This is a genomic window from Streptomyces sp. ADI95-16, assembly GCF_003721495.1.
In the GTDB taxonomy this organism is placed as follows: Bacteria; Actinomycetota; Actinomycetes; order Streptomycetales; family Streptomycetaceae; genus Streptomyces; species Streptomyces goshikiensis.
In genome coordinates, this window is the sequence record NZ_CP033581.1 from 5,242,510 (window position 1) to 5,254,126 (window position 11,617).

10 protein-coding genes are annotated in these 11,617 nt (G+C 73.2%); 4 read left to right on the top strand and 6 right to left on the bottom strand.

Translation table 11 applies throughout. The annotated features are described in order from the left end of the window. The first annotated feature begins 158 nt into the window (after positions 1-158). From EES41_RS23575 to EES41_RS23590, 4 genes are all read left to right on the top strand, one after another. Positions 159-353: a hypothetical protein gene (locus tag EES41_RS23575; protein WP_037790894.1), complete on the top strand. Its 195-nt coding sequence runs from the start codon at positions 159-161 to the stop codon at positions 351-353. A 38-nt stretch (positions 354-391) separates the two neighbouring features. After that, complete coding sequence (locus tag EES41_RS23580) at positions 392-796, top strand: (deoxy)nucleoside triphosphate pyrophosphohydrolase (protein WP_123080214.1); 405 nt, start codon at positions 392-394, stop codon at positions 794-796. Between the two features lie 339 nt (positions 797-1,135). Further along, positions 1,136-1,564, top strand: coding sequence for an ATP-binding protein (locus EES41_RS23585; RefSeq protein ID WP_123080215.1), 429 nt, complete (start codon positions 1,136-1,138; stop codon positions 1,562-1,564). 212 nt (positions 1,565-1,776) lie between these two features. Beyond that, positions 1,777-4,332 (top strand): SpoIIE family protein phosphatase, encoded by a 2,556-nt coding sequence (locus EES41_RS23590; protein ID WP_123080216.1) that lies wholly within the window; start codon positions 1,777-1,779, stop codon positions 4,330-4,332. 127 nt (positions 4,333-4,459) lie between these two features. On the opposite strand, the gene EES41_RS23595 is transcribed toward EES41_RS23590, so the two are convergent. The 6 genes from EES41_RS23595 to EES41_RS23625 all read right to left on the bottom strand — a co-directional run bounded on the left by EES41_RS23595 (position 4,460) and on the right by EES41_RS23625 (position 11,338). After that, positions 4,460-5,179 carry a PspA/IM30 family protein gene (locus EES41_RS23595; protein WP_123080217.1) on the bottom strand — a complete coding sequence of 240 codons (720 nt, stop codon included), beginning with the start codon at positions 5,177-5,179 and terminating at the stop codon, positions 4,460-4,462. 50 nt (positions 5,180-5,229) lie between these two features. Beyond that, positions 5,230-7,287: a TPM domain-containing protein gene (locus EES41_RS23600; protein ID WP_254211782.1), complete on the bottom strand. Its 2,058-nt coding sequence runs from the start codon at positions 7,285-7,287 to the stop codon at positions 5,230-5,232. A gap of 280 nt (positions 7,288-7,567) precedes the next feature. Then, the gene (locus tag EES41_RS23610; RefSeq protein ID WP_123080220.1) at positions 7,568-8,341 is read right to left on the bottom strand and encodes a succinate dehydrogenase/fumarate reductase iron-sulfur subunit; all 774 of its coding nucleotides are present in this window, start codon (positions 8,339-8,341) and stop codon (positions 7,568-7,570) included. Then, positions 8,338-10,236, bottom strand: a complete 1,899-nt coding sequence (locus EES41_RS23615) for a fumarate reductase/succinate dehydrogenase flavoprotein subunit (RefSeq protein WP_073795197.1) — start codon at positions 10,234-10,236, stop codon at positions 8,338-8,340. Before EES41_RS23615 ends, EES41_RS23610 begins: the two co-directional genes overlap by 4 nt. 1 nt (position 10,237) lies before the next feature. Next, a complete protein-coding gene (locus EES41_RS23620) occupies positions 10,238-11,059 on the bottom strand; it encodes a hypothetical protein (RefSeq protein ID WP_073795198.1) in 822 nt (273 codons plus the stop codon). A gap of 51 nt (positions 11,060-11,110) precedes the next feature. Continuing rightward, positions 11,111-11,338 carry a hypothetical protein gene (locus EES41_RS23625; RefSeq protein WP_008737273.1) on the bottom strand — a complete coding sequence of 76 codons (228 nt, stop codon included), beginning with the start codon at positions 11,336-11,338 and terminating at the stop codon, positions 11,111-11,113. Positions 11,339-11,617: the final 279 nt, after the last annotated feature.

An 11,617-nucleotide genomic window follows, 5' to 3' on the forward strand; every position in this document is an offset into this window, starting at 1 on the left:
CGGCGCGCACGGCGCACTCGTACGCATGGCCGGATGCGTACGCCTGTGAGGTACCTCTTCGTGAAAAACCGTATCCGCTCTGTAAAGGTCGGGCGTAAGGTCGGGCATATGCGCAATGGGGTTTCCCGGGCGGGTACATCGGCGGAGGGTGAAGCGCGATGAGCGAGAGCGGTGCCCTGCTCCCATGGCTGGTCATACGTCAGGACGACAACGGCAACCGCTATCGGGTGGGCCGGTACGCCACCCGGTCCGAGGCCCAGAAGGTCGTCGACAGCCTCGGCGGCCACGGGCACAAGCAGCTCTACTGGGTCGAGCGGCTCGGTCAGGGCAGCCAGACGGCCACCAAGAACTGAGCGACGGGCCGGCCGGGCCACTGACATAGGCTCCGCCCATGACTGTACGCGTGGTCGTGGGCGGAGCCCTCTGTCATGACGGGCGCCTGCTGGCCGCCCGCCGCAGCGCGCCGCCGGAGCTGGCCGGCCGCTGGGAGCTGCCGGGCGGGAAGACCGAGCCCGGCGAGTCCGTACCCGAGGCGCTGGTGCGCGAACTGCGCGAGGAGCTCGGCGTCGAGACGCAGGCGCTGGAGCGGATCCCGGGGGAGTGGCCCCTCAAGCCGGGCCTCGTGCTGCACGTGTGGACCGCCCGGCTGGTGTCCGGGGAGCCCGCGCCGCTGGAGGACCACGACGAGCTGCGCTGGCTCGGGCCGCAGGAGCTGGATTCGGTGGACTGGCTCGACCAGGACCGGCCGGCGGTCGCGGAGGCCGGCCGCAGGCTGCGCGCCGAAGGCCGGGCCTGACGGTCGGGGCTGACACCCGCGCCTGGCGCCCCCGCCTGACGGTCGGGGCTGACACCCGCGCCTGGCGCCCCCGCCTGACGGTCGGGGCTGACACCCGCCTGACGCCCCCGCGCGACGCCCGCGCCGGGGCGGAGGCGGGGGGTCGGGAGCACGTCGGGTCGCACCGGGGCGCATGGTGCGCGCGCTGTAGGCCGTCTGCGCCACAGTGCGCCGGTGCGTGTGGGATCGAGTGGTACGACGCCCCAAATGTGGGGTATGTCGCTATTGATTGCTCTCTCATGCTCCTCCTCGTGGCTCTGTCCCTGCTGAACCCGACTGGGGTCGCTGCCGGCCCGGGAAGTGATCGGCGTGATCGACACAGACGGTGAATGCGCCGAGTGGGCCTTTCCCGCCGAGCCCGGCGCCGTCCGCACCGCCCGCCACGCCGTGCGCGGAAAGCTCCGGGCCTGGGGCCTTGAGGCAGTCGGCGACGTGACCGTCCTGCTGGTCAGCGAGCTGGTCACCAATTCCCTGCGCCACGCGTCCGGCCCCATCGGGGTCCGGCTGGTACGGCCGGATCCGGCCGCCGGGGAGCCCGAGGGGGGCGCCGCACTGCTCGTGGAGGTTTCCGATCCGCTTCCGGATCCGCCCCGCGAGCGCGTCGCGGAGCCCGATGACGAAGGCGGCCGCGGACTTCACCTCGTGGCCGTCTCGGCGCGGCGCTGGGGGACCCGGCACGGGAAGTCGGGCAAGACGGTGTGGTTCGAGTTGGCTCTTCCTGGTCAGTAACAAGGGGAAGGATGGCCGACGATCACCGGACGTGGCCGGAAACTAACGGGACCTTTTTGTGATCGTGAACGTCGTGCCGTCCGGGGCCGTGGTGCTGAATACTTCGGTCATGGCCGGTCCGGTTGCGGTGAGCTGGAGGGGACGGTCGCGTGAGCGAGATACCTGCGCAGGCACATCAGGCCCGAGTGCCCGAGGAGTCATGGCACGACTCCATGTGGCACAGCAGCCCGCCTGGCTCGATATATGACTACATAAAGGTCGCGTCGTTCTCGATCGGTCCGGACGGGCTCGTCGACCAGTGGAGCCTGCGCGCCGAGGAGCTGTTCGGCCTCACCGCGGCCCAGACGGTCGGCCGCGATCCGGTCGAGGCCTTCATGCCGCCGGAACTGCGCGCCGGCGGGCACCGAAAGGTGGCCGAGATCCTCGACGGCAAGGAATGGACGGGTCTCGTCCCGTTCCGGATCCCCGGCGGCGACGGTGCGCACGGCGTGGCCGAGATCTATGTGATGCCGACCAGGGCGGAGACCGGTGAGCGGGCCGCGCTGTGCGTCGTCGTCGACGTACGCGCGCTGCGGCGGATCGAATCCGATCTCGCCGCGTCGCAGGCCATATTCGGCCAATCTCCCTTCGGATTCGTCCTCTTCGGTACGGACCTCACCGTGCAGCGCGCCAACCGCCGCTTCGCGACCGTGTTTGGCGGCGACGCCGAGGAGCACCGCGGCCGCACCGTCCACGACTACCTCCCCGCCCACGAGGCCGACCGGATGTCCGACGCCCTGCGCCGGGTGCTGGAGACCGGGGAGTCCGTCACCGACCTGCGGATCACCGGCGCCGCCCCGGGCAGCCGGGACAACCGCCACTGGTCCATCAACCTCTACCGGGTGCACGGCGGCTCCGGCCGACCCATCGGCGTCGCCGGTCTCGGCACCGACGTCACCCGGCGCCACCTCGCCGCCCGCGAGGCCGCCGGGGTACGGCGCAACCTCGCCCTCCTCAACGAGGCCGGGCACCGGATCGGGAACTCCCTCGACCTGGAGACCACCGCCCGGGAACTCCTCGACGTCACCGTCCCCGGCTTCTGCGACCTGGCCTCCGTCGACCTGTACCAGGGGCTGCTGCTCGGCGACGACGACCGGCCCGCCCGGCCGCAGGGCCCCGGGCTGCCGTCGCTGCCCGGGCAGGGGGCCGGGCGGGCGCCGTCCGCGCCGCTGCGGCGGGTCGCCTTCGCCTCGGCGGTGTCGGACGCGCCGCTGTCGGGTCCCGGCGCGCTGGTCTCCGTAGGGGAGGTCCACCGGTACCCGGCCGCCTCGCCCGGAGCGCTCGCGCTGCGGACGGCGCAGCCCCGGCTGCTGGTGTCCGGCGGGGCGGACGACCTCGTGCAGTCCACGCTCTTGGTGCCGCTCGTGGCGCACGACACCGTGGTCGGACTCGCCCAGTTCTCCCGTACGAAGGGCAGCGAGCCCTTCGGGGAACGCGACCGGGCCGTGGCGGTGGAGCTGGCCGCGCGGGCCGCGGTCTGCATCGACAACGCGCGGCTGTACCGGCGCGAGCACGAGCGGGCGTTGATACTCCAGCGCAGCCTGCTGCCCCCGGGGGACCCGGAGGCGGCGGGACTGGACATCGCCTGCCGGTACCTCCCGGGCAACGCGGCGACCGAGGTCGGCGGCGACTGGTTCGACGTCATCGAGCTGCCGGGGCACCGGACGGCGCTGGTCGTCGGGGACGTCATGGGCCGCGGACTGCGGGCGGCGGTGGCCATGGGCGAACTGCGCACGGCCGTAAGGACGCTGGCGCTGCTGGACCTCGAACCGGCGGAGGTGCTGAGCGCGCTGGACGAGATCGCCCGGGGGCTCGGCGCGCCCGGCGGCTCCCAGCAGGCCTCGCGGGCGGCGCTGCACTCACGGGACGCGGACCGCTCGGAGGTCTACCTCGCCACCTGCGTGTACGCCGTCTACGACCCGGTGACGCGCCGCTGCACGATCGCCAACGCCGGCCACATGCCGCCGGTGCTGGTCGAACCCCCGGAACCGGGCGGCGCACCGCGGCCGGGGCTGCTGCTGGAGGTGCCGACGGGATTGCCGCTGGGCGTGGGCGGGGAGCCGTTCGAGGAGGTGGAGGTCGACCTCCCCGAGGGCGCGCTGCTGGCGCTGTACACGGACGGGCTGGTCGAGTCGCGGGACCACCCGCTGGAGGAGGGCCTGCGGGGCCTGCGGGAGGCCCTGGCCGATCCGGTGCGGCCGCTGGAGGACGTCTGCGACCACGTACTGAACACGCTCGACACGCGGCACGGGGAGGACGACATCGCACTGCTGATGGCACGGGTACAGGGGCTGCCGGTGGACGCGGTGGGCGACTGGCAACTGCCGAGGGAGGCCCGGTCGGTGGGGCGCGCGCGGGAACTGGCGCGCGCGAAGCTGCCGGCGTGGGGGCTGGAGGGGCTGCTGGACACCACCGAACTGCTGGTCAGCGAGCTGGTGACGAACGCGCTGCGGTACGGGGAAGGGGAGATCCGGCTGCGGTTGCTGCTGGACCGGACGCTGGTGTGCGAGGTGTGGGACGCGAACCTGGTGCAGCCCCGGCGGCGGCGGGCGCGGGACACCGACGAGGGCGGGCGGGGGCTCCAGCTGGTCGGCATGCTGTCGGCGGGCTGGGGCACGCGGCGGACCCACCGGGGGAAGACGGTGTGGTTCGAGCTCCCGCTGCCGGGGGCTGACGGGGAGTCCGTCTCGGAGCTGTCGGCGGAGCAACTGCTGAACATGTACGGCTGACCGGGTCCCTCCGGGGGCGTGCCGATCCCATGCCGGTGCCGGTGCCGTGCCGCCCGTGCCGACCCCGTGCCGCCCGTGCCGGGGGCCGGCCCCCGGACCCGGCCCTCCAACGGCTGGACGGGCCGGATCAGCGGGACTTGAGGGCCGCCAGGCGGGCTTCGATCTCCGAGGACGTGCCGAGGTCGTCCAAGGCTTCGAACTGGGCGTCCAGGGAGGAGGCCGCCAGTTCCTGCTTGCCCAGGGCCTTGGCCTCCTCCCGGCGGACCTTGTCCTCGAAGCGGGCCAGGTCGCTCGTCGGGTCCATCACGTCGATGTTCTTCACCGCGTCCATCATCGTGTTCTGCGCCTGCGCCGTCTTCGCCCGCGCGACCAGCTCGTCGCGCTTCGCCTTCAGCTCCGTCAGCTTGTTCCGCATCGAATCCAGCCCGGACTTCAGCTTGGCCACGACCTCCGTCTGCGCCGCGATCGTCGGCTCCGCCGTCTTCGCCTCCTTCTCCGACTGGAGCTGGCGGCCCAGCGCGACCTTCGCGAGGCCGTCGAACGTGTCGGCGCTGCCGGCGTCCCCCGCCGCCCCGGACGCCCGCAGTTCGTCCGCCTTCCGGCTCGCCGCGAGCGCCTTGCGGCCCCACTCCGCGGCCGCGTCCACGTCCTCCGTGTGGTCCGCCTCCAGCATCCGCAGGTTGCCGATGGTCGTCGCGACCGCCGTCTCCGCCTCCGTGATGTTGTTCGTGTAGTCGCGGATCAGCTGGTCCAGCATCTTCTGCGGATCCTCCGCCTGGTCCAGCAGGGCGTTGATGTTGGCTTTCGCCAGCTGGGTGACGCGGCCGAGGACGGTCTGCTTGCTCATGATCGTGATCTCCTTGGGTGAAGGGGTGCGGCGCATCGGTCGCGGCCGCCTCAGAAGCGGCCGCCGCCGCCCATCCGGCCGCGCGTGCCGCCGCCGCCGAAGGAGCCCGGGCCGGGTCCGCCGCCCCCGCCGAAACCGCCGCCGCCGAAACCGCCGCCGCCGAAGCCGCCCCGGCCGCCGCCGCCCCCGCCGCGCAGGATCTCGCCGAGGATGATCCCGCCGAGCACCGCGCCGCCCATCCCGCCGCCCTGCCGCCGGCCGCCACCGCCGGCGTAGGGGTCCTGGTAGCCCCGTACGTCCTGTTCCGCCAGCTGCTGCGCCTGCCGCGCCAGCGCGTCCGCCTGCTGGGCCTCGGCGAGGGCCGCCGCCGGATCCGAGTCCGTCAGGGCCAGCGACCGCTCCAGGTGGCGCTGCGCCTCCGCGAGCCGGGTCCGGGCCTGGCTGCCGACCGCGCCCCGGCTGGTGGTGACGTAGTCCGCCGCCGCGCCGATCGCGCTGCGGGCCGTCAGCAGCGCCTGGTCCAGCAGCGCCACCGCCCGCCGGCGCCCCGATTCGCGCTCGCGCGCCCCCGCCAGGGCCTCGTCGAGGGCCGCGTCCGCCTCCTCGGTGCGCCGCAGCGCGTCGATCGGGTCGTAGCGGCCGCCCGCCCGCTCCCGCCGTACGTCGGCCAGGACCGCCTCCGCCCGGCCGATCCGGCCGCGCAGGTCCGCCGTGGAGATCCCCTCGGCGGTGCCGCTCAGCAGGCCGCGCGCGTCCGCGAGGTCCGTCTGCGTCTCGGTGAGCGCGCCGTCCAGTTTCCCGGCCGCCTCCGCGAGTTCCTTCGCCCGCCGCTCCACCGCGTCCACCAGGGTCGCCACCTGGTCCACCGCGCCCTCGGCGGCCCGTACGTGCACGGCCGCCCTGCCGTTGTCCCCGGCGTCGATCGCGACCCGCGCCTCGCCGAGGTTGGTCGTCGCGAACAGCAGCCGGGCCTTGGCCTGTTCGGCGTTGGAGGCCACCGGGGCCGAGGCCGAGTCCGCGTACCGGCCGGCGAGGGCGGTCAGGGTGGCCTCCGCCGTCGTCGTACGGCCGGCCAGCTCACTGAAGTGCGCCTCTACGGTGGCCAGCGCCGCCGGGGCGTTCTTCTCCAGGTCCCGCAGCCGGTCGAAGTCCGCCGACTCGGCGTCGAGCCGCCGGTTCGCCTCCGTACAGCGGGCCACGATCTCGTCCAGCATCCGCCGCCGGGTCGCGTCGTCCTCCGGGTAGGCGTCGTCGAGCTGCTGGCGCAGCCGGAAGGCCTGGGTGAGCTCGCTCTTGGCGTGCTCCAGGGCGGCGGTGAAGGTGCCGACCGCCTCGTCGCCGAACTGGGCCGAGGCGAAGCCGAGTTCCTCGGTGCTGGTGCGGACCGCGTCGTCGGTGTCCACCAGCAACGCCTTGGCCTTGGAGTCGAGTTCCGGCAGCGGCAGGGCGGTCGTGGTGGCCGGCTGGGCGCCCCAGCCGGTGGTGCCCCTCGTACCGGCCCCGGTCCTGCGCCGGCGCCGGGTGTACGCGAACGCCCCGAGGGCGCCCGCCGCGCCGACGACGACCACCGGGAGCACGAAGTCCCCGGCCCCGCTCTGGCCGCCCGCCCCGCCGCCCGGGTCCGCCTCGCCCGGGGTGATCTTCGGGACGGGTACGGGCTGCCCGCCGAGCACCGCGGCGTAGCCGTTCGCCGCGCCGATCGCGGCGCCCGCCCAGTCGTTCTGCCGCAGGGCGGGCTCGATGGCGGTACGGGCCACCGCCGCGAGCTGCTCCTGGGTGAACCCGGAGTCCACGTCGGCCGAATAGGCGTACTGCCGGGCCCCGGTCGCCACCGCGAGCAGTACGTCGTCCTGGCCGAGGCCGTTCTTCTGCGCGGTGGCGTCGGCCCAGCTCTGGGCGGAGCGGCCGGAGAAGTCGTTCACGTAGGTGACGAAGAGCTGGATCTTCCGGTCCGCGTACAGCTTGTCAAGCGCGGCCACGACGGCCGGCCGCCGGTCGCCGAGGGCGCCGACGCGGTCGGTGATCTGGCCCTGCGCGGACAGCGTGACGGGATCGTCCGCCCGGGCCGAAGGCGCCCCGGCCACCCCCCACCCGCCGAACGCGAGCAGCGCGGCGGCGAGGGCGGACAGCGTCCTGCTACTCGGCGGGGTCACATTTGGGAGATTATGGGCGCTTCCCCGCCCCCGCACCCGGAGTGGCCCCGACCGGGCGGGGGCGGGGCCACCCCCGCCGGTTCGGGGAGGCGGAGGGCGAGGGCGACGCCGTCGCCGGAAGGCGCGGCGGCGCCCTGGAGGGCGGTGTGCTCCCCCTGCCGGACCGGGCGGCCGGGCGTCATGCCCGGGCCCGCCGGATGATCCCCCACCCACACCGTGCGTTCGGCCGGGGCCGCTACGGGGTGGTCCGGCGGCGGATCTTGTTCCCGAGCCACACCAGCGGGTCGTACGCGCGGTCCACGGCTCGCTCCTTCAGCGGGATCAGCGCATTGTCGGTGATCTTGATGCCCTCGGGGCAGACCTCCGTACAGCACTTGGTGATGTTGCAGAGGCCGAGCCCGTGGTCCTCCTGGGCGGCGCGCTTGCGGTCCAGGCCCGCCTCCTGCGCCGCGTCCAGCGGGTGCATGTCCAGTTCGGCCACCCGCATCAGGAAGCGCGGTCCCGCGAACGCGGGCTTGTTCTCCTCGTGGTCCCGCACCACATGGCAGGTGTCCTGGCACAGGAAGCACTCGATGCACTTGCGGAACTCCTGCGAGCGCTCCACGTCCTCCTGCCGCATCCGGTACGCGCCCGGCGCCACCCCCTGCGGCGGCACGAAGGCCGGCACCTCCCGCGCCTTGCGGTAGTTGAACGACACGTCCGTCACCAGGTCCCGGATCACCGGGAAGGCCCGCAGCGGGGTGACGCTGATCGTCTCCTCCCGGGTGAAGGCCGACATCCGGGTCATGCACATCAGCCGCGGCCGCCCGTTGACCTCCGCGCTGCACGAGCCGCACTTGCCGGCCTTGCAGTTCCAGCGGACCGCCAGGTCCGGGACCTGGGTCGCCTGGAGCCGGTGGACGATGTCCAGGACCACCTCGCCGTCGTGCACCTCGACGGTGAAGTCCCGCAGCTCGCCGCCCTCCGTGTCGCCCCGCCAGATCCGGAAGCGGGCGTCGTAGGTAGTCACTCGTAGAGCTCCTCTTCGGCGAGGTACTTGACCAGCTCGTCCTTCTCGAACAGCGCGAGCAGGTCGGGGCGGATGGGTTCGGTACGGGTGCGGACGAGGGCGATCCGGCCGGCCGCCGGATCGGCGGGCGCCGGGTCCACCGGGCGGCACAGCAGGTTCACCGGCCGCCAGTCCCGCTCCATCGAGGGGCAGTCCTCGCGGGTGTGCCCGCCGCGGCTCTCGGTGCGTTCCAGGGCCGCGCGGGCCACGCACTCGCTGACCAGCAGCATGTTCCGCAGGTCCAGGGCGAGGTGCCAGCCCGGGTTGAACTGCCGGTGCCCCTCGACGCCGGCCCGGGCCGCCCGTACCCGCAGGGCGGCGAGCCTCTCCAGGGCCTCGGCCATCTCGCCCGCGCGGCGGATGATGCCGACCAGGTCGTTCATGGTCGTCTGGAGCTCCTGGTGGAGCGTGTACGGGTTCTCCGCGCCCTCGTCGGCGTGGAACGGGGCCAGCGCCTCCGCGGCGGCCGCCTCGATCTCCGCCTGCGACACTGCGGGGCGGCCGGCGGAGGCGGCGTACCCGGCCGCGTGCAGCCCGGCGCGGCGCCCGAAGACCAGCAGGTCGGAGAGGGAGTTCCCGCCGAGCCGGTTCGAGCCGTGCATGCCGCCCGCGACCTCGCCCGCCGCGAAGAGCCCGGGGACCCCGACGGTGGCGGCGCTGTCCGAGTCGACCGCGATGCCGCCCATCACGTAGTGGCAGGTCGGGCCCACCTCCATCGCCTCGGCGGTGATGTCCACGTCCGCCAGCTCCTTGAACTGGTGGTACATCGACGGCAGCCGCCGGCGGATCCGCTCCGCGGGCATCCGCGTCGACACGTCCAGGAACACCCCGCCGTGCGGGGAGCCGCGGCCCGCCTTGACCTCGGAGTTGATGGCCCGGGCCACCTCGTCGCGGGGGAGCAGCTCGGGCGGGCGCCGGTTGTGGTCCGGGTCCTCGTACCAGCGGTCGCCCTCCTCCTCGGACTCCGCGTACTTCTCCTTGAAGACGTCCGGGACGTAATCGAACATGAACCGCTTGCCCTCGCTGTTGCGCAGCACCCCGCCGTCGCCGCGCACCGACTCGGTGACGAGGATCCCCTTGACCGAGGGCGGCCAGACCATGCCGGTGGGGTGGAACTGCACGAACTCCATGTTCAGCAGGGGAGCCCCGGCGAGCAGGGCCAGCGCGTGGCCGTCGCCCGTGTACTCCCAGGAGTTCGAGGTGGTCTTGAAGGACTTGCCGATGCCGCCTGTGGCCAGCACCACCGCCGGGGCCTCCAGGACGAAGAACCGGCCGGACTCGCGCTCGTAGCAGAAGGCCCCCGAGACCCTCGGCCCTTCCTTCAGGACCCTGGTGACCGTGCACTCCTGGAAGACCTTGAGCCGGGCCTCGTGGTCCCCGTACTCCTTGAAGTCCTCCTGCTGGAGCTGGACGATCTTCTGCTGGAGGGTGCGGATCAGCTCCAGGCCGGTCCGGTCGCCCACGTGTGCGAGGCGCGGGTACTCGTGCCCGCCGAAGTTGCGCTGGGAGATCCTCCCGTCGGGCGTGCGGTCGAAGAGCGCGCCCCAGGTCTCCAGCTCCCAGACCCGGTCCGGGGCCTCCTTCGCGTGCAGCTCGGCCATCCTCCACTGATTGAGGAACTTGCCCCCGCGCATGGTGTCGCGGAAGTGCACCTGCCAGTTGTCGCCCTCGTTGACGTTGCCCATGGAGGCGGCGATCCCGCCCTCCGCCATCACGGTGTGGGCCTTGCCGAACAGGGACTTGCAGATCACGGCCGTACGGGCGCCCCGCTCGCGGGCCTCGATCGCGGCCCGCAGTCCGGCGCCTCCCGCGCCGACCACGACCACGTCCCACTGCTGCCGGTCGACTTGAACCATGTCAGAAGATCCTCGGGTCGGTGAAGGTGCCGCTGGCCAGCAGGTACACGTAGAAGTCGCACAGGGCCACGCTGATCAGGGAGGACCAGGCCAGCAGCATGTGGCGGGCGTTGAGCCGGCTGACCCACCCCCACAGCCGGTAGCGCACCGGGTGCTTGGAGAAGTGCTTCAGGCGGCCGCCCATGATGTGCCGGCAGGAGTGGCAGGACAGCGTGTACGCCCAGATCAGCGTGATGTTGACCAGGAACAGCAGGGTTCCGAGGCCCATGTGGCCCCACGCGTAGTCGCCGTCGCGGAAGGTCAGCACGGTGTCGTACGTGAGGATGCCCGCGACGGGCACCGCCGCGTAGAAGAAGTACCGGTGCGCGTTCTGCAGGACCAGCGGGAAGCGGGTCTCACCGCTGTACGCGGCGTGCGGCTCGGCGACGGCGCAGGCGGGCGGCGAGGCCCAGAAGCCCCGGTAGTACGCCTTGCGATAGTAGTAGCAGGTCAGCCGGAAGCCGAGCGGGAAGACCAGGATCAGCAGGGCGGGGGACAGGCCCCACCAGCTGCCGAACAGGTCCAGGTTCGGGCCGCCGCGCATCTCCCGGCAGTTCTCCGCGAGACACGGGGAGTAGAACGGCGAGACGTACGGGGCGGCGTAGTAGTCGGCGTTCGCGAAGGCCCGCCACGTGGAGTAGACGATGAACGCGAGCAGCCCGGCCGCGGTGCCGGCGGGGGCCAGCCACCACCGGTCGGTCCGCAGGTGCCGGGCCGCGATCGCGGCGCGGGTGGGGCCGTGGACGCCGGTCGGCTGCCGGGATGGTTCCGTACCTGTGGCCAAAGGGAACTCCGGGTGGAGTGATGAAGGGTGACCGGGGGTGTGCGGACCGGATCAGGGCGCCCGGCGGTTCCGGGCACCGAGACCCTCGTCGTCGGTATCCGTCCACAGCGAGCTGTCGTACGGGGTGTCGGGGATGGTCACCATCCCCGACGGGTCCGGGGGCGCGGATCCGCCGCCCGCCGGGGGCCGGTGCGCGGCCTGCCGCTCCAGCCGCTCCACCTTGCGGGTGAGCTCGTCCAGGTTCCGCCGTACGGCGGTCAAATCGTCTTGCAGGGACATGACTTGCCCTCACTTCCGCGGGGTGCGGTGGCAACGCTCATGTGCGCCTGAGAGTGTCGCGCCTCCCGTCCCCGGTTGTGAAGGGACGTGCGGGGATTGCGGGCGCGCAGGCGCGATCCGTGCGCCCCTCCCCGCCCCCTTCCCCTCCCCTTCCCGGGGGTCCGCACCCGCGTCCGGCGCCGCGGCCGCAAGCCGGATTGGTCCGCACGGGTGGGGTTGGCGGCGTGGCGCGGGCCCGCTGCGGGAGGTCCGGCGGGCGGTGGATTTCAGTGGGTTCCG

Coding starts and splice junctions, on each gene's coding strand:
- EES41_RS23575 (WP_037790894.1), top strand. CDS start 159: ATGAGCGAGAGCGGTGCCCTGCTCCCATGGCTGGTCATACGTCAGGAC.
- EES41_RS23580 (WP_123080214.1), top strand. CDS start 392: ATGACTGTACGCGTGGTCGTGGGCGGAGCCCTCTGTCATGACGGGCGC.
- EES41_RS23590 (WP_123080216.1), top strand. CDS start 1,777: ATGTGGCACAGCAGCCCGCCTGGCTCGATATATGACTACATAAAGGTC.
- EES41_RS23595 (WP_123080217.1), bottom strand. CDS start 5,179: ATGAGCAAGCAGACCGTCCTCGGCCGCGTCACCCAGCTGGCGAAAGCC.
- EES41_RS23615 (WP_073795197.1), bottom strand. CDS start 10,236: ATGGTTCAAGTCGACCGGCAGCAGTGGGACGTGGTCGTGGTCGGCGCG.
- EES41_RS23625 (WP_008737273.1), bottom strand. CDS start 11,338: ATGTCCCTGCAAGACGATTTGACCGCCGTACGGCGGAACCTGGACGAG.